Origin of the sequence: Streptomyces sp. TN58, assembly GCF_001941845.1 — a bacterium.
Lineage (GTDB): Bacteria > Actinomycetota > Actinomycetes > Streptomycetales > Streptomycetaceae > Streptomyces.
In genome coordinates, this window is record NZ_CP018870.1 from 5,491,022 (window position 1) to 5,507,932 (window position 16,911).

The 16,911-nt window shown below is 72.2% G+C and carries 14 protein-coding genes; 8 read left to right on the forward strand and 6 right to left on the reverse strand.

The features are described 5' to 3' along the window. The first annotated feature begins 105 nt into the window (after nucleotides 1-105). The 3 genes from BSL84_RS25050 to BSL84_RS25060 all read left to right on the forward strand — a co-directional run bounded on the left by BSL84_RS25050 (nucleotide 106) and on the right by BSL84_RS25060 (nucleotide 4,054). Nucleotides 106-1,047 (forward strand): FadR/GntR family transcriptional regulator, encoded by a 942-nt coding sequence (locus BSL84_RS25050; RefSeq protein WP_324610048.1) that lies wholly within the window; start codon nucleotides 106-108, stop codon nucleotides 1,045-1,047. A 372-nt stretch (nucleotides 1,048-1,419) separates the two neighbouring features. Then, nucleotides 1,420-2,994, forward strand: a complete 1,575-nt coding sequence (locus tag BSL84_RS25055; RefSeq protein ID WP_267894050.1) for an RNA polymerase sigma factor — start codon at nucleotides 1,420-1,422, stop codon at nucleotides 2,992-2,994. A gap of 133 nt (nucleotides 2,995-3,127) precedes the next feature. Further along, nucleotides 3,128-4,054: a S1 family peptidase gene (locus BSL84_RS25060; protein ID WP_079273287.1), complete on the forward strand. Its 927-nt coding sequence runs from the start codon at nucleotides 3,128-3,130 to the stop codon at nucleotides 4,052-4,054. 107 nt (nucleotides 4,055-4,161) lie between these two features. Here the strand turns inward: BSL84_RS25060 and BSL84_RS25065 are convergent, their stop codons facing one another. Next, complete coding sequence (locus BSL84_RS25065) at nucleotides 4,162-4,395, reverse strand: DUF7455 domain-containing protein (protein ID WP_030028922.1); 234 nt, start codon at nucleotides 4,393-4,395, stop codon at nucleotides 4,162-4,164. A gap of 447 nt (nucleotides 4,396-4,842) precedes the next feature. On the opposite strand from BSL84_RS25065, the gene BSL84_RS25070 reads away from it, so the two are divergent. The 3 genes from BSL84_RS25070 (at nucleotide 4,843) to BSL84_RS25080 (ending at nucleotide 9,215) form a co-directional block, all read left to right on the forward strand. Then, nucleotides 4,843-6,963, forward strand: coding sequence for a DNA gyrase/topoisomerase IV subunit B (locus BSL84_RS25070; RefSeq protein ID WP_075971155.1), 2,121 nt, complete (start codon nucleotides 4,843-4,845; stop codon nucleotides 6,961-6,963). 177 nt (nucleotides 6,964-7,140) lie between these two features. Further along, a complete protein-coding gene (locus tag BSL84_RS25075; protein WP_037662184.1) occupies nucleotides 7,141-7,626 on the forward strand; it encodes a DUF485 domain-containing protein in 486 nt (161 codons plus the stop codon). Then, nucleotides 7,623-9,215 carry a cation acetate symporter gene (locus BSL84_RS25080; protein ID WP_075971156.1) on the forward strand — a complete coding sequence of 531 codons (1,593 nt, stop codon included), beginning with the start codon at nucleotides 7,623-7,625 and terminating at the stop codon, nucleotides 9,213-9,215. Before BSL84_RS25075 ends, BSL84_RS25080 begins: the two co-directional genes overlap by 4 nt. Nucleotides 9,216-9,224: 9 nt before the next feature. On the opposite strand, the gene BSL84_RS25085 is transcribed toward BSL84_RS25080, so the two are convergent. From BSL84_RS25085 to BSL84_RS25095, 3 genes are all read right to left on the reverse strand, one after another. Continuing rightward, a complete protein-coding gene (locus BSL84_RS25085; protein ID WP_234308458.1) occupies nucleotides 9,225-9,884 on the reverse strand; it encodes a DUF7342 family protein in 660 nt (219 codons plus the stop codon). A 38-nt stretch (nucleotides 9,885-9,922) separates the two neighbouring features. Continuing rightward, complete coding sequence (locus BSL84_RS25090; RefSeq protein WP_234363505.1) at nucleotides 9,923-11,524, reverse strand: ATP-binding protein; 1,602 nt, start codon at nucleotides 11,522-11,524, stop codon at nucleotides 9,923-9,925. Between the two features lie 187 nt (nucleotides 11,525-11,711). Next, complete coding sequence (locus BSL84_RS25095) at nucleotides 11,712-12,968, reverse strand: citrate synthase (RefSeq protein ID WP_075971158.1); 1,257 nt, start codon at nucleotides 12,966-12,968, stop codon at nucleotides 11,712-11,714. An 80-nt stretch (nucleotides 12,969-13,048) separates the two neighbouring features. Here BSL84_RS25095 and BSL84_RS25100 point away from each other — a divergent pair, with 80 nt between their 5' ends. Together BSL84_RS25100 and BSL84_RS25105 are read left to right on the forward strand one after the other, a co-directional pair. Further along, a complete protein-coding gene (locus BSL84_RS25100; RefSeq protein WP_075971159.1) occupies nucleotides 13,049-14,233 on the forward strand; it encodes a citrate/2-methylcitrate synthase in 1,185 nt (394 codons plus the stop codon). Between the two features lie 24 nt (nucleotides 14,234-14,257). Then, nucleotides 14,258-15,352, forward strand: a complete 1,095-nt coding sequence (locus tag BSL84_RS25105; RefSeq protein ID WP_045322617.1) for a CobW family GTP-binding protein — start codon at nucleotides 14,258-14,260, stop codon at nucleotides 15,350-15,352. Between the two features lie 21 nt (nucleotides 15,353-15,373). Here the strand turns inward: BSL84_RS25105 and BSL84_RS25110 are convergent, their stop codons facing one another. Both BSL84_RS25110 and BSL84_RS25115 read right to left on the reverse strand, forming a co-directional pair. Then, complete coding sequence (locus BSL84_RS25110; RefSeq protein ID WP_075971160.1) at nucleotides 15,374-16,291, reverse strand: CAP domain-containing protein; 918 nt, start codon at nucleotides 16,289-16,291, stop codon at nucleotides 15,374-15,376. 133 nt (nucleotides 16,292-16,424) lie between these two features. After that, on the reverse strand, nucleotides 16,425-16,877 hold the full coding sequence (locus BSL84_RS25115) for a hypothetical protein (RefSeq protein ID WP_234308456.1): 453 nt from the start codon (nucleotides 16,875-16,877) through the stop codon (nucleotides 16,425-16,427). Nucleotides 16,878-16,911: the final 34 nt, after the last annotated feature.

The window sequence follows — 16,911 nt, forward strand, 5'->3', positions numbered from 1 at the left end:
CCGTTGCAGTCCATGTCGCGTCAAGCGGACCACAACCCCCACCAATTGGCCCGGTTCTTTACGATAAGTCGTCAATTGCGTAGGTGGCACCGATCACCCTTTCGTGTGCTTTTCACCAAAGACCTCAAGGGTCATGGAGGCACGACCGACAAAGGATTCGTGAGTACCCTTGCGCACACCATGATGACCGCCGCCCGCCATGCCGACTCCGGCCTCGCCGGCGCGGGCGAACTCGACCGCTACCCCTACGCGGAGGCCCCCGGGTCCGACCGCGTCGGAGCACCCCACTGGGACGGCGCCGACGTCGAGTTGAGCCGCGTGGGCCGCCGCGCCGCAGGCAGCCGCGGCCGCGGACTGCACGGCCAACTCGTCCAGCAGCTCGGCCAGATGATCGTCTCCGGCGACCTCGGCGCGGACCGCCCGCTGGTCCCCGAGGAGATCGGCCAGCGGTTCGAGGTCTCCCGCACGGTCGTCCGCGAATCGCTGCGGGTCCTGGAGGCCAAGGGCCTCGTCAGCGCCCGCCCCAACGTCGGCACCCGGGTCCGCCCCGTCGCCGACTGGAACCTCCTCGACCCCGACATCATCGAGTGGCGCGCCTTCGGGCCCCAGCGCGACGACCAGCGCCGCGAGCTCGGCGAGCTCCGCTGGACGATCGAGCCGCTCGCCGCCCGCCTCGCCGCCGGCCACGGCCGGCCGGACATCCAGCAGCGCCTCGCCGACATGGTCGAGATCATGGGCCACGCCCTCGGCCAGGGTGACTCGATCACCTTCGCCCGCGCCGACAACGAGTTCCACGCGCTCCTCATCCAGGTCGCCGGCAACCGCATGCTGGAGCACCTCTCCGGCATCGTCTCCGCCGCCCTCCAGGTCTCCGGCAGCCCGATGACCTCCTGCGACCGCCCGAGCGAGACCTGCGTCGCACACCACGCACGGATGGTCGAGGCCCTCGCCGCGGGCGACGCGGCGGGTGCCGAGAGCGCGATGCGCCAGCTCCTGACGGTTCATCCGGAGGTCGAGCGCGTGGTTCCCGCCCCGCGCGAGCACTGAGGGGCGGGTACGTGGGGGCGGACGACAGGTCGCCGGGCCCCGGTGCCCGGGCCCGGCGACACCGGCGTGCGGAGCCGTACGGGGCCGCCGCTTCTCCTCCCCGCAGCCGAGGGGTGTGACCGTATGACCGGCAGCCGCGTACCCGGGGTGTGACTCGGGCCACGAAGATTGGGCGTAACGCTCCGCGAGGACGCGCGATGACTTAAGAGGTGATGGCCGACGGAGGGAAGACAGCAGCCCTTGGGGGTGCTGTGCAGCTCCCCGGCCCCTGCCCGCGCCGCCGGCCCATCCCCGGTCGGTGGTCGTCGGCTCCGGTCCAGCACCACCAGGCCCGGGGTCGGAAGCCGTTCCCATCGTTCCGAGAGGTTGTTCGTGTCGGCCAGCACATCCCGTACGCTCCCGCCGGAGATCGCCGATTCCGAGTCTGTGATGGCGCTCATCGAGCGGGGCAAGGCCGAGGGGCAGATCGCCGGCGATGACGTGCGTCGGGCCTTCGAGGCTGACCAGATTCCTGCGACCCAGTGGAAGAATGTCCTGCGCAGCCTCAACCAGATCCTTGAGGAAGAGGGTGTGACGCTGATGGTCAGTGCCGCGGAGTCGCCCAAGCGCACCACCCGCAAGAGCGTCGCAGCGAAGAGCCCGGCCAAGCGGACGGCCACCGAGCCCGTCAGGAAGACGGCGGCCAGGGCGACGGCGGCGCAGCCCGCCGCGGCCGAAGCCGAGGCCGCGGACCCGCAGGCCCCGGACGCCCCCGTCGAGGAGGCCGCCGCGGCGCCCGCGGCCAAGAAGACCGCCGCGAAGAAGACGGCCGCGAAGAAGGCCGCGCCCGCCAAGAAGGCGGCTGCCAAGAAGACCGCCGCGAAGAAGACCGCCGCCAAGAAGGACGCCGACGAGGCCGGCGAGGACGAGAACCCGGAAGAGGGTCCCGACGCGGTCAAGGCCGAGGGCGAGGAAGAGGACGAGGGCGGGGAGAACAAGGGCTTCGTCATCTCCGACGACGAGGACGACGCCCCGGCCCAGCAGGTCGTGGTGGCCGGTGCCACGGCCGACCCGGTCAAGGACTACCTCAAGCAGATCGGCAAGGTCCCGCTCCTCAACGCCGAGCAGGAGGTCGAGCTCGCCAAGCGCATCGAGGCCGGCCTGTTCGCCGAGGACAAGCTGGCGAACTCCGACAAGCTGGCGCCCAAGCTCAAGCGCGAGCTGGAGATCATCGCCGAGGACGGCCGCCGCGCGAAGAACCACCTGCTGGAGGCCAACCTCCGCCTCGTGGTCTCCCTCGCCAAGCGCTACACCGGCCGCGGCATGCTCTTCCTGGACCTGATCCAGGAGGGCAACCTGGGCCTCATCCGCGCGGTGGAGAAGTTCGACTACACCAAGGGCTACAAGTTCTCGACCTATGCGACGTGGTGGATCCGCCAGGCGATCACCCGCGCCATGGCCGACCAGGCCCGCACCATCCGCATCCCCGTGCACATGGTCGAGGTCATCAACAAGCTCGCCCGTGTGCAGCGCCAGATGCTCCAGGACCTGGGCCGCGAGCCCACCCCGGAGGAGCTGGCCAAAGAACTCGACATGACCCCCGAGAAGGTCATCGAGGTCCAGAAGTACGGCCGCGAGCCGATCTCCCTGCACACCCCGCTGGGCGAGGACGGCGACAGCGAGTTCGGCGACCTCATCGAGGACTCCGAGGCCGTGGTCCCGGCCGACGCGGTGAGCTTCACGCTCCTGCAGGAGCAGCTGCACTCGGTACTGGACACGCTGAGCGAGCGCGAGGCCGGCGTGGTGTCGATGCGCTTCGGCCTCACCGACGGGCAGCCCAAGACCCTCGACGAGATCGGCAAGGTCTACGGGGTCACCCGTGAGCGGATCCGCCAGATCGAGTCGAAGACCATGTCGAAGCTGCGCCACCCGTCCCGGTCCCAGGTGCTGCGCGACTACCTGGACTGAGCCGGCGGGCGGCCCCGGCGCCGGCAGCCCCGGCTGCGGCGCCGCAGGTCGTGGGGGTGGCCGCGCGGGTGCGCTCGGCCACCGGGCATCCCACTCTGGGTTGAGTCATGCACACTCGGAGTCAGGAGGCCCCATGCGTCGTCCCTTTGCCCGTGTCCTGGCGGGCGCGCTGACCCTGGCGGCGGGAACGGCCGCGGCGCCGCTCGCCCAGATGCCCCGGGCGGCCGCCGACAGCGTGGTGATCGGCGGCAAGCCGGTGAAGGCGGCCGACAGCCCCTGGGTCGTGGCCCTGGCCAGCCGTGACCGGTTCGGGGGTACGCGCGACGGGCAGTTCTGCGGGGGTGTCGTCGTGGCCCCGACCCGTGTGGTCACCGCGGCCCACTGCCTGGGCCGGCAGGTGCTCGGCGGCACCGTGGAGTCCGTGCCCGATTTCCGGGTGATCGCGGGCCGTACGGAGCTCCGGGCGGCCGACGGCCGGGAGATCGCCGTGCGCGGGGCACGGGTCAACCCGGACTACGACCCGCAGAGCAACGCCGGGGACCTCGCCGTACTGGAGCTGGCGGAAGCCGTGCCGGCCCACCACGTGCTGCCCATGGCCGAGGCGGGGCACCCCGCGTACGCGGCGGGCACCGAGGCGGCCGTCTACGGCTGGGGCGACACGAGCGGGTTCGGTGACTACGCGTACGCCCTGCGGGCCGCACGCGTGACCGTGCTGGCCGACGACGTCTGCGGGCGCGCCTACCCCGGGGACGCGGACGGACAGTACCGGGCCGCATCCATGGTGTGCGCGGGAGACGGTGGGGGCGGCAGGGACGCCTGCCAGGGCGACAGCGGCGGGCCGCTGGTCGCGCAGGGGCGCCTCATCGGGGTGGTCTCCTGGGGGCGGGGCTGCGGGCGCGCCGACAGCCCCGGCGTGTACACGCGGATCGCCCCGCTGGCCGGCTTCGTGACGGCGCCGGAGAGGGCCGCGCGGCCGGCCGGAGGGCAGAACGCCGCATGGGCGCCTCCGCGGGCCTCCGGGGGGCGGGCAGGGTCCGTACAGCGGCATCGTGTGCCGTAGCCGGACCCCCGACGTGAGGACGGGCGGCGCCCCTGGGTCTCAGGGGTGCCGCCCGTCGACCGGCCTTGCCGGTCCTGGCTCGTCGGATGCGAGGTTCGGCCTGTGTGTCAGCGGTCCTCGGGTTCGGCGTGGGCAGCCGGAGCGGACGTGAGCCGCTCGGTCTCATCCTGTATTTCCGCGGCGATCTTCTTGAGTTCCGGCTCGAACTTGCGACCGTGGTGGGCGCAGAAGAGCAGTTCACCGCCGCTCAGCAGGACGACGCGCAGATATGCCTGGGCGCCGCAACGGTCGCATCGGTCAGCGGCCGTCAGCGGGGTCGCGGGTGTCAGAACAGTAGTCACGTCGCCTCTTCTCTAGCTCGACGAGCTGTCGTACCAGGGTCAACATCCAACCAGGCCGAAAACGTTCCCGCTCGCGGCTTTTCCTCGAAACTTCCTTCCGAAGCTGGCCGGCTGTTGCCGGTTGGCGGCGAAGGAGCCGTATTGCGTTGCTTTACGGTTTCGCGTTGTCAGTCGTGCGCTTGTTGCAGTTCCATCCTCCCCGGCGTGAGTGCCAGGTTGTTCATGAGGACGTGCCCGAACCCTAAATGGTTCATGCGCGGAAGGGAACGTGATGTTTCCTTCACCCGGCCGGGGGATCGAACATCCGTGCGGATCTGCACTAGGCTGAGGAAAGCGCGAGGGTGGCGTTGCATCGGCTCTACCTGGCCTCGGTACCCTTCGACGGGCACCCGAGCCGCCCCTGCGCCCGACCGGGCCAGAAAAGAAATTCAGCGAGGAGCGAACTGCGTGACCGCCGACACGTCCGTGCCTTCCAGCGCGCTGCTGTCCGGAGCAGACCGGGACGGTTCCAACTACACCGCGCGGCACCTGCTCGTCCTCGAAGGGCTGGAGGCCGTCCGCAAGCGACCCGGCATGTATATCGGCTCCACCGACAGCCGGGGCCTCATGCACTGCCTGTGGGAGATCATCGACAATTCCGTCGACGAGGCCCTCGGCGGCTACTGCGACCACATCGAGGTGATCCTCCACGAGGACTCCTCGGTCGAGGTCAGGGACAACGGCCGCGGCATCCCCGTGGACGTCGAGCCCAAGACGGGCCTGTCCGGCGTCGAGGTCGTCATGACCAAGCTGCACGCCGGCGGAAAGTTCGGCGGCGGCTCCTACGCGGCGTCGGGCGGCCTGCACGGCGTCGGCGCCTCCGTGGTCAACGCCCTCTCCGCCCGCCTGGACGTCGAGGTGGACCGCGGCAGCTCCACGCACGCCATCAGCTTCCGCCGCGGCGTTCCCGGCATGTTCACCGAGCAGGGCCCCGAGAGCCCCTTCGACCCGGCGAACGGCCTGCGCAAGGTCAAGCGCATCCCCAAGGGCAGGACCGGCACCCGGATCCGCTACTGGGCCGACCGCCAGATCTTCCTCAAGGACGCCCGCCTCAACCTGGAGACGCTCTACCAGCGCGCCCGCCAGACCGCCTTCCTCGTCCCCGGCCTGACCCTGGTCGTCCGCGACGAGCGGGCCACAGACGGCGCCGGCAAGACCGAGGAGACCTTCCGCTTCGACGGCGGCATCAGCGAGTTCTGCGAGTACCTCGCCCAGGACAAGGCCGCCTGCGACGTGCTGCGGCTGACCGGATCGGGCACCTTCAAGGAGACCGTCCCGGTCCTCGACGACCGCGGCCACATGACCCCCACCGAGGTCACCCGCGAGCTCGGCGTGGACATCGCCCTGCGCTGGGGCACGGGCTACGAGAGCACCGTCAGGTCCTTCGTGAACATCATCGCCACCCCCAAGGGCGGCACCCACGTCACCGGCTTCGAACGCTCGGTGACCAAGACGGTCAACGAGGTGCTGCGCTCGGCCAAGCTGCTGCGCGTCGCCGAGGACGACGTGGTCAAGGACGACGCCCTGGAGGGCATGACGGCCGTCGTCACCGTCCGCCTCGCCGAACCCCAGTTCGAAGGTCAGACCAAGGAGGTGCTCGGCACCTCCGCCGCCACCCGCGTCGTCGCCGCCGTCGTCGCCAAGGAGCTCAAGGCCTTCCTGACCTCCACGAAGCGTGACGACAAGCAGCAGGCCCGCGCCGTGATGGAGAAGATCGTCGCGGCCGCACGGACCCGGATCGCCGCCCGCCAGCACAAGGAGGCCCAGCGCCGCAAGACCGCGCTGGAGACCTCCTCGCTCCCCGCCAAGCTGGCCGACTGCCGCAGCGACGACGTGGACCGCAGCGAGCTCTTCATCGTCGAGGGGGACTCCGCCCTCGGCACCGCAAAGCTCGCCCGGAACTCCGAGTTCCAGGCACTCCTGCCCATCCGGGGCAAGATCCTCAACGTCCAGAAGTCCTCCGTCTCGGACATGCTCAAGAACGCCGAGTGCGGGGCGATCATCCAGGTCATAGGGGCCGGCTCGGGCCGTACCTTCGACATCGACGCCGCCCGCTACGGCAAGATCGTGCTTCTCGTCGACGCCGACGTGGACGGCGCGCACATCCGCTGCCTGCTGCTCACGCTCTTCCAGCGGTACATGCGCCCGATGGTCGAGGCCGGCCGGGTCTTCGCGGCCGTCCCGCCGCTGCACCGCATCGAGCTGGTCCAGCCCAAGAGGGGCCAGGACAAGTACGTCTACACGTACTCGGACAACGAGCTGCGCCAGACCCTTCTGGAGTACCAGCGCAAGAACATCCGGTACAAGGACTCGATCCAGCGCTACAAGGGCCTCGGCGAGATGGACGCGGACCAGCTGGCGGAGACCACCATGGACCCCCGCTTCCGCACCCTGCGCCGGATCAACATCGGCGACCTGGAATCGGCCGAGCAGGTCTTCGACCTGCTCATGGGCAACGAAGTGGCCCCGCGCAAGGAGTTCATCACGAGCTCCGCGGCGACGCTGGACCGCTCGCGGATCGACGCCTGAGCCCGAGGGCACCGCAGGCCGGGGGCGCGCCTGACGCGGGAAGGCCCCCGGCACACCGGTGCCCTTCGCTCCATCACCTGTTGGAGTGAAGAGCACCGGTACACCAGTCCGGAAACGGTCCATTCCGCACATCCTTGTGAGCACGCGGCCAATGCGGCAGCGGACAAGGAGAGTTCGGTGGACAAGCACGAAGGTCGTGATGCCGGAACGATCCGGCTGGACGACCCCTGGTACGACGCGCTGGCCGTCGGCTGGGGAGAGGGCGAGGAGCCGTCCCCGCCACGGCCGGCCCCGACGGGCCGCCCGGCGCCCGGCGCATCCGACATCTACCTGGAAGTGCAGCGCAGCGCCGCCTTCCAGGAGGTCCGGAGCCGCTATCGCCGGTTCGTCGTCCCCGCGACCGCCGGCTTCCTCCTCTGGTACGTCGCCTACGTGGTCGCCGCCACGGCCGCGCCCGGCCTGATGGCCCGGCCCGTCCTGGGCGCGGTCAACGTCGCCATGCTGGCGGGCCTCGGCCAGTTCCTCAGCACCTTCCTGCTCACCTGGGCCTACGCCCGGCACGCACGGCTGCGCCGGGACCGGGCCGCGCTCGACCTGCGCTGGACCGTCTTCGAGCAGGAACGCGGCCAGGGGCGGACCCGGGCGAGGAGGGCGGGCCGGTGACGTCCGAGCACCAGACCCTCGCGCTGATGCTGTTCAGCCTGTTCATCGCGGTGACCCTGGGCATCACCACCTGGGTCAGCCGCAACCGGCACGGTTCGGCAGAGGAGTTCTACGCCGGCGGGAGGCTCTTCTCGCCGATGGAGAACGGTTTCGCCATCGCGGGCGACTACATGTCCGCGGCCTCGTTCCTCGGCATCTCCGGTCTGATCGCCCTCTTCGGCTACGACGGGATGCTGTACTCGGTGGGCTTCCTCGTCGCCTGGCTGCTCGTGCTGTTCCTCGTCGCCGAACTGGTGCGCAACTGCGGGCGCTTCACCCTCGCCGACGTGGTCGCCGCCCGGATGAGCGAGCGCCCGGTGCGGATCGCCGCCGGCATCTCCTCCGTCGTCGTCTCCGTGCTCTACCTCGTCGCCCAGATGGTCGGCGCGGGCAGCCTCGTGGCGCTGCTGCTCGGGAACTCGGGCGCCGCCGCCCGGACCCTCACCGTGATCGGGGTGGGCGCCCTGATGGTGGTCTACGTGGCCTTCGGGGGCATGCGGGCCACCACCTGGATCCAGATCGTGAAGGCCGTGCTCCTGATGGGCGGGGCGATCCTGCTGACGGTGCTCGTGCTGCTGCGCTTCCACGGCGATGTCGACCGGCTGCTGACCACCGCCGCCGAACGCAGCGGGTACGGAGCGGACTTCCTCAGTCCCGGCCTGAAGTACGGCGGGGACTGGACCGCCCGCTTCGACTTCGTCAGCCTCGGCCTCGCGCTGGTCCTGGGAACCGCCGGACTGCCGCACATCCTGTCGCGCTTCTACACCGTGCCCACCGCCCGGGCGGCCCGCCGCTCGGTGGTCTGGGCGATCGCGCTGATCGGCGGCTTCTACCTGATGACCATCGTGCTCGGCTTCGGCGCCGCGGCCCTGCTCGGGCCGGACGAGGTCCGGGCGTCCAACGCCTCGGGCAACACGGCCGTTCCGCTGCTCGCGGCCTTCCTCGGCGGGGGAGCCGAAACGACCGGCGGCGCCGTGCTGTTCGCCTTCGTCGCCGCCATCGCCTTCGCCACCATCCTGGCCGTGGTGGCCGGCATCACCCTGGCCTCTTCGGCCTCCGTCGCGCACGACCTGTACGCCTCGCTCAAGCGGAGGCGCGCCAGGCAGCGCAGCGAGGTCTCGGTGGCCCGGGCCGCGGCCGTGGGCATCGGGGCGGTGGCGATCGCGCTGGGGCTGCTCGCCCAGAACCTCAACGTGGCGTTCCTGGTGGGGCTGGCCTTCGCGGTGGCGGCCTCCGCGAACCTTCCGGTGCTGCTGTACACGCTGTTCTGGCGTCGGTTCACCACGCGCGGGGCCGTGTGCTCGGTGTACGGAGGCCTGGTTCCGGCGGTACTGCTCGTCCTGGTCTCACCCGTGGTGTCGGGCAGCCCGGAGTCGCTCTTCCCGGGAGTCGACTTCCAGCTCTTCCCGCTGCAGAACCCGGGCATCGTCTCGATTCCGCTGGGCTTCCTGGCCGGTTGGCTGGGCACGGTCGGTTCCGGCGAGGAACCGGACGAGGCGAAGCACGCGGAGACCGAGGTGCGCTCCCTGACCGGCGCCGGAGCGGTCTGAGGGCAGGGCTCAGACCGGTCCTTCCGAGGGGAGCCAGGTGTAGCGGTGCTCTGGGCGGCCGGTCTCGCCGTAGCGCAGGGCCAGGGTGACACGGCCGCTGCGTTCGAGGAGCTTGAGGTAGCGCTGGGCGGTCTGGCGGCTGATGCCCGCACGGTCGGCGATCTGCTGGGTGGACAGGGGGCCGTCGGCTGTGCGCAGGACGCGGCGGACGAGCTCCGCCGTGGTGGGGGAGTGGCCCTTGGGCAGCTCGTTCACGGAGCCGGCGCCGGCCAGGGCTCCGAAGATCCGGTCCACCTCGGCCTGTTCGGCCTCGCCGCCCGTGTCCAGGGTGCGGCGCAGCCCGCCGTACGCCTCCAGCCGGGCGCGCAGTCCGGCGAAGGTGAAGGGTTTGACCAGGTACTGGAGGGCGCCGAGCCGCATGGCGGCCTGCACGGTGGCCAGGTCGCGGGCGGCGGTGACCATGATCACGTCGGTGCCGTGGCCGCGCTGGCGCAGGCGGCGGACGAGGTCCAGGCCGTTCCCGTCCGGGAGGTAGTGGTCGAGGAGGACCAGGTCCACCGGATGGGCGGAGAGGAAGTCCAGGGCCTCTGTTGCCGAATGGGCCTGTGCGGCCACGCGGAAACCGGGAACCTTCGCGACGTACGCCGCGTTGATCCGGGCAACACGCATGTCGTCGTCGACGACCAATACGTGGATCGGGGTCTCGTTCACCGCAGGGCCTCCGGGAGTACGACGGAGAATTCCGCCCCTCCGTCCTCTGCTTCACCGGCCCGGGCGCTGCCGCCCTGCCGCTCCGCCAGGCGGCGCACGAGGGCGAGGCCGAGGCCGCGCTCGCGGTGGGACCGGGGCTGTTTGGTCGACCAGCCCTCGGTGAAGATCTCCTCGCGGCGCGCGGCGGGGACACCGGGGCCGCTGTCGCGCACCCGCAGCACGGCGGTACGGCCCTCCGCGCGCAGCTCCACCTCCACCAGGGGCGCGGCCGCGCCGGCGGCGGCGTCCAGGGCGTTGTCCACGAGGTTGCCGACGATCGTGACGAGCCCGCCCGGGTCGACCAGGCGGTCGGGCAGGAGGGTGGCCGGAGCCAGCCGGAGGGGGATGCCGCGCTCGGCGGCGACGGTGGCCTTGCCGACGAGGAGGGCGGCCAGCAGCGGGTCGCGGACCTTCTCGGTGACCTGTTCGGCGGTCGTGCGGTGCACGCCGGCGACGTCGGTCACGAACTGGGCCGCTTCCTCGTGCAGGCCCAGTTCCAGCAGGCCGAGGAGGGTGTGGAGGTGGTTGGCGTGCTCGTGGTCCTGGGCGCGCAGGGCGTCGATGAGGCCGCGGGTGGAGTCGAGTTCGCGGCTCAGGTGCTCCAGTTCGGTGCGGTCGCGCAGGGTGGCGACGGCGCCTCCGTCCGCGGTGGGCATGCGGTTGGCGACGAGGATCCGGGGGCCCTGGACGGTGAGCAGGTCCCGGCCGGTCACGCGGCCGGAGAGTACGTCGGCGGTGCGGCCGGCGCCGAGGACGTCCTCCAGCGGGCGTCCGGCGCAGCCGGCGGTGGTGTCGGGGGCGAGTCCGAGCAGGCGGGCGGCTTCGTCGTTGACCAGTCTGACGCGGCCGTCGGGGGCGAGGGCGATCACGCCTTCGCGGATGGAGTGCAGCATCGCCTCGCGTTCGGCGAGCAGGCCGGCGATGTCGGAGAAGGCCAGGTCGCGGGTCTGGCGTTGGATCCTGCGGGAGAGGAGGTAGGCGGCGAGGGCGCCCGCGGCCAGGGCCCCGCCGGCGTAGGCGAGGAGCCCCGGGACGGCTCCGAGCAGCCGGTCGCGGACGCTGTCGTAGGCGATGCCGACGGAGACCGCGCCGACGATCTCGCCGTCGGCGGCGACGAGGGGGACCTTGCCGCGGGCGGAGCGGCCCAGGGTCCCGTCGTCGATCTCCATGACCTCGCGGCCGGCCAGGGCGTCGCCCGGGTCGGTGGAGACGCGCAGCCCGATCCGCTCGGGACTCGGGTGCGAGCGGCGGATGCCGTCCAGGTCGAGCACGACGACGTACTCGGCGCCCGTCGCCCTGCGGATCCGCTCGGCCGATGCCTGCACCGGGCTGTCCGGCGACGCCCCGGAGTCCAGGAGGCCGGCGGCGATCGCGGGGTCGGCCGCGGTGCTCTGGGCGATGGCCAGTGCCCGCCGCATCGCCTGGTCGTCGAGCTGCGCGCCGAGCGGTGCCAGGAACAGCCCCGTGGCCAGCACGACGACGCCGGCGGCGATGGCCAGCTGGGTCAGCAGGATCTGCGAGACCGCCCGTCTGGGCAGCCCGAGGCGCCGAGCGCTCATGTGGGGGAACCGCATGGGCAGCAACGGTAGGTCGGCCCCGGCACGAGCGGAACATGTGCGCCTCGCTTGTCGGGTACCCCACTCCCGTCGTGCCCGCACCGTGTTCCACGGGTCACCGCGGGTCAAGGCCGCAGGGCGGGGGCCGCCGGCGAACGGTGTGGCGGCCGCTGTGCCGCCTGCACGGGAGCTACGGCATCGGCTGGGGCGGGCGCGGGCCGTGGTACTGGCCGCTCGGCCGCATCCGCAGCGGGCGCTCCTGGTACTCCTCCAGCGCGTGGGCGATCCAGCCCGCCGTGCGGGCCACCGCGAAGACCGTCTCCCCGGCCTCGGCGGCCATGCCGCACGAGACCGTCAGGACCGCCAGCGCCAGGTCCACGTTGGGGTCCAGCCCGCCCTGGCGGGCCGTCACCGCGGCCACCTCGCGGGCCGCGGCCAGGGCGGGGGCGGCTTGCTCCAGCCCTTCCAGCCGTGCGAACAGTGCCCCCGCCCGCGGATCCTCGCCCTGGTAGAGGCGATGCCCGAGGCCCGGGACCCGGCGTCCCGCGCGCAGGTACTCGGCGACCACCGGCGCCGCGCCGCCCTGCTCCAGCACCTCCACCAGCATGCGGTGCGCGAGCCGCCCCGCCGCGCCGTGCAGGGGTCCTTCGAGCGCACCGAGACCCGCCGACACCGCCGCGTACGGATGCGCGCGCGCCGACGCTGCCACCCGTACGGCCAGGGTGGAGGCGGCCAGGTCGTGGTCGACCAGCAGGGCCAGGGCCAGGTCCAGTACGGCGAGCGCGTCCCGGTCCGGTTCCCGCGGTGTCAGCCGGGACCACAGCCGGTGGGCGATGAGGTCGTCGCCGACCGGCGCGGTGCCTGGCGCCCTGCCCGCGGTCCCCGCCGCGGGCAGGGCGCCGACCAGGGTGGGGATCAGGCAGCGCGCGGAGCCCAGTACCGCCTCCTCGGACAGGTCGAAGCGCAGCGGATCGGCCACCGCGGCGGCGGCGACGGCCACCCGCAGCCGGTCGATCGGGCCGCTGTGCGCGGGCAGGGCGTCCACCGCCCTACGGGCCGCTTCCAGCGCCTCCGCAGGGGCGGTGAACCGGGCCCCGCGGCCGGGGGCCCCCGTCCAGAGCCACTCGGCGACCTCCTCGAAGCGGTACTCCGAGGCCAGGGCCACGGCGTCGACGCCTCGGAAGTAGAACCGGTCGGGTTCGATCAGGGTGAGCGCCGTGCGGACGGAGAGCTCACCGGCGGCGGGAGCCGCCGCCTCGCGTCGGCTGCGGCGGGCCAGCGCCTCCACCTCGGCGGCGTCGAAGCTGCTGCCCCGCCCCGCCGGATCGCGGCGGCTGGCGAGCTGGCCCCGGCTGACGTAGGCGTACACCGTCGCCGGCTTCACGCCGAGTACCCGGGCCGCCTCCCGCGTGCTGAGCCTGCGTCCGCCGTCCGTCTGGTCGCTCATACCGAACACCCTACAGATGGAGTGATGTATTGATTCAATCAATATTGACATCGATTGAATCCATCATGGATGGTCGATGCATGAACACCACCGACAGCGCCACCGACAGCGCCACCGACAGCACCACCGAAGCACCTCGTGGCCTCGCGGGAGTCGTGGTCACCGACACCGCGCTGGGCGACGTCCGGGGCCGCGAGGGCTTCTACCACTACCGCCAGTACTCGGCCGTGGAGCTCGCCGCCGGCCGCGGCTTCGAGGACGTGTGGCACCTGATGTTCCGCGGCACGCTCCCGGCGGACGCCGCCGAGCGCGCCGCCTTCGCCACCGAGACCGCCGCACTGCGCCCGCTCCCCGAGGAGGTGCGGGCCGTCCTGCCGGACCTCGCCCGCGCGACCCGGCTCTCCGGCCCGCTGGCCGGGCTGCGCACCGCGCTCTCGCTCCTCGGAGCGTCCGCCGGCTTCCGGCCGGTGTACGACCTGACCCCCGAGCGCCGGGCCGCGGACGCGCTGGCCGCCTGCGCCGCCGTACCGACCCTGCTGACCGCCCTGCACCGGCTGGGCCAGGGCCTGGAGCCGGTCGAGCCGCGCGCGGACCTCCCGTACGCCGCCAACTACCTCTACATGCTGACCGGTGAGGAGCCCGATCCGGTACGGGCCCGCGCGGTCGAGCGGTACCTGATATCCACCGTCGACCACGGCTTCAACGCCTCGACGTTCACCGCCCGGGTGATCGCCTCCACCGGCGCCGACGTCGCCGCCTGCCTGACCGGGGCCATCGGAGCCCTCTCGGGCCCGCTGCACGGAGGCGCCCCCAGCCGCGCCCTGGACACCCTCGACGCGATCGGGACGGTGGACCGGATCGGACCGTGGATCCGCGAACGCGTCCTCGCCGGCGACCGGATCATGGGCTTCGGGCACCCCGTCTACCGCACCGAGGACCCCCGCTCACGCATGCTGCGCGAGATCGCCCTCGGCTTCGGCGGCCCCCTCGTGGACTTCGCCGTAGAGGTCGAGCGCCAGGTGGAGGAGATCCTCGCCGAACTCAAGCCGGGCCGGGAGCTGCACACCAACGTGGAGTTCTACGCGGGCGTGGTCATGGAGCTGTGCGGACTGCCGCGCGAGATGTTCACCCCGACCTTCTGCGCCGCCCGGGTCGTCGGCTGGAGCGCGAACATCCTCGAACAGGCCGCCGATTCGAAGATCATCCGACCGGCCGCCCGGTACACCGGCCCCACCCCTCCGCAGCCGGTGCCGCTCCTCGGCTGACCCGCCCTGGCTACGATCGACCGGATGAACAGCAGGCAGCCCATCCCCGTCGTCGTCCTCGCCGGATTCCTCGGATCCGGGAAGACCACCGTGCTGAACCACCTCCTCGCCGGCCGCGGGGGCACCCGTATCGGCGTCGTCGTCAACGACTTCGGCTCCATCGAGGTCGACGCGATGTCGGTGGCCGGCCAGGTCGGGGACTCGATGGTCTCCCTCGGCGGCGGCTGCCTGTGCTGCGCCGTCGACGGCAGTGAACTGGACGCGTACCTGGAGAAGCTCTCCGCGCCCGTCCACCGCATCGACGTGATCGTCATCGAGGCGAGCGGCCTGGCCGAACCCCAGGAGATGATCCGCATGCTGCTGGCCAACGAGAACCCGGCCGTCCGGTACGGCGGCATGGTGGAGGTCGTGGACGCGGCGGAATTCGACGCCACCCGGGCCCGGCATCCCGAGACCGACCGCCACCTCGCCGTCGCGGACCTGGTGGTGCTCAACAAGACCGACCGGGTCACCGCGGGCGAACGGACCAGGATCCAGACCGAACTCGCCGCGCTCTGCGCACCGGGCACCCCCGTCGTGGGCGCCGACCACGGCCGTGTCGACCCGGAGCTGCTCTTCGACCGCCGGCCCTGGACCGAGACCCGCGGGCAGCTGTCCTTCGAGGACCTGCTCGCGGAGGCCGAGGGCCACGACCGCTGCGCCCACACCCACGCCGCCTACGAGAGCACGGAGTTCACCTCGCGGCAGGCCCTCTCCCCGCGCCGGTTCATGGACTTCCTCGACCGGCGCCCGGCCGGGCTCTACCGGATCAAGGGCTTCGTGTACTTCGGGGTCCCCGGACACGAGGAGCGCTACGAGATCCAGGCCGTCGGCCGCTTCCTCCGCTTCGCCCCGAGGCCCTGGGGGCCGGGCGAACCACGCCTGACACAGCTGGTCCTGATCGGCGCGGGCACCGACGGCCAGGGCCTGGTACGCGAGTTGGAGGCCTGCCTCGAAGAGGCCCCGCAGGACGCGAACCCCGAGAGCATGTGGGGCGTGCTGCGCTACGTGGACCGGCCCGCGGAGGACTGGGGCGACGCCCGCGAGCCGGACCCGTCCGAAGCGCCCTGGACGGATTGACCACGCAGTGCCGAGCCGCCCCTACTTGCCGTCCGAGAAGTTGTGGACGCCCCACCAGCCGGAGGCGTCGTGGTACAGGCCCACGCCGACCTCGGTGAAGTCCGGACTGACCTGCGCCTTGTAGTGGCCCGGGCTGTGGCGCCACATCGACTGGAACTTCTCGGCGGCTTCCTGCGCGGTCATCGAGGCATCGCTCCACCACACGATGTTCTCGCCCGTCCAGGTGCGCGAGCCGGTGTTCAGGTAGGCACGCTCCTCGTTGGAGGAGTGGCCGAATCCGTTCCTCTTCATGTGCTCGGCCCACCTGCGCGCGAAGTCGCCGAGGTCCTGCCTGAGGACGAGGGGAGGCCTGCCGACGGTGGCCCGTTCGCCGTTCAGCAGCTGCAGGGACAGCGTCTGGGCCGTCCGCACGTCCTTCGTGGAGGTGCGGGCACCGGGCACCTTCGGGTCCGGCCCCACCGGACCGCTGCCCGCAGGGCCGCGCGTCGGCTTCGTGGGCCGGTCGTTCTTCGCGGACGGCTTCGCCGAGGGCTCCGCCGTAGCCGCGGTGCGCGAGGGGGCGGCCGTCGCGCTGGGGACGGGCGTCGCCTCGGCCCCAGAGGTCCCTTCCGTCGCACCCGGCTCGGCGGCGGGTGATGCCGGGCCGGTCGGCGGGCCGTCGACGGGGCCCGTCCCGCCCAGGATGCCCGCGCCACCGCCGTCGGGGGCCGAGGAGGAAGCCGTCGCCGCGGTGCGGGCGGGGGCCTCGGCGGATATGAGCGTGTACGCGCTCCCCGCCCCGGTCAGCAGGACCACGGTGGCGACCGCCGTCGGCACGGACACCTTCCTGCGGACCCGGCGGCGGCCACCGGCAGCCCGGCCCGCGTGACGCGGCCCCGACGGCCGGTCCGGTGCCGCCCGGTCCACGCCCTGCCCGAACTCGTCCTCGCGCAACTGCATCGCATCTCCTCAGAGGTGTGACGGCCCACCTGGCCTGACACATGGGAGACCTGTGGGACGGGCGGCGATAACACTTTCTCCACGTGATGCGGGAGATCCGGGTCGGCCGCGTGACCGGGGCGGGTCCGTGCCGTCACCCGGCGGCGGCCGGACCGCCGGAGCCCTCCGCGTACGCGGCCTCGCCGGTGAGGCAGGCGTGACACAGGCAGCGGTCCGGATGCGGACTGCCCGCAGACGTCGCGGCACGGTACTGGAGCGCGTACCGTTCCAGCGCCGCGGAGGCGTCCACCGCGTAGTCCGCCGAGGTGAAGCCGCGCGCGTAGCGCTCCTCGCGCAGCCGTTCCAGGACGCGCGGCGTGTGGACGAGCTTCGGTCGGAAGCCGTACAGGTGGCGCGTCGCCGTGTCGATGACGATCCACCGGCCGGTGTGCCGTTCCCGCCCCGCCACGGTGACCCGGTCACCACCCGGACCCCAGTACACCTTCGCCACGTACACCTTCGCCCCGCCCTTGAAGAACTTCGTTCCCGGGCGCAGTTCCTGGCCGCCGACTCCGCAACGACGCCAGGCCACGACGTTCGCGGCCACCGTCCAGACCGGCTCCGGCGTCCCTTCACCGGAC

Excerpts from the sequence above, each read along its gene's own strand:
- BSL84_RS25060 (WP_079273287.1), top strand. The coding sequence starts at position 3,128 with ATGCGTCGTCCCTTTGCCCGTGTCCTGGCGGGCGCGCTGACCCTGGCG.
- BSL84_RS25085 (WP_234308458.1), bottom strand. The coding sequence starts at position 9,884 with ATGCGTGTTGCCCGGATCAACGCGGCGTACGTCGCGAAGGTTCCCGGT.
- BSL84_RS25090 (WP_234363505.1), bottom strand. The coding sequence starts at position 11,524 with ATGAGCGCTCGGCGCCTCGGGCTGCCCAGACGGGCGGTCTCGCAGATC.
- BSL84_RS25095 (WP_075971158.1), bottom strand. The coding sequence starts at position 12,968 with ATGAGCGACCAGACGGACGGCGGACGCAGGCTCAGCACGCGGGAGGCG.
- BSL84_RS25100 (WP_075971159.1), top strand. The coding sequence starts at position 13,049 with ATGAACACCACCGACAGCGCCACCGACAGCGCCACCGACAGCACCACC.
- BSL84_RS25105 (WP_045322617.1), top strand. The coding sequence starts at position 14,258 with ATGAACAGCAGGCAGCCCATCCCCGTCGTCGTCCTCGCCGGATTCCTC.
- BSL84_RS25110 (WP_075971160.1), bottom strand. The coding sequence starts at position 16,291 with ATGCAGTTGCGCGAGGACGAGTTCGGGCAGGGCGTGGACCGGGCGGCA.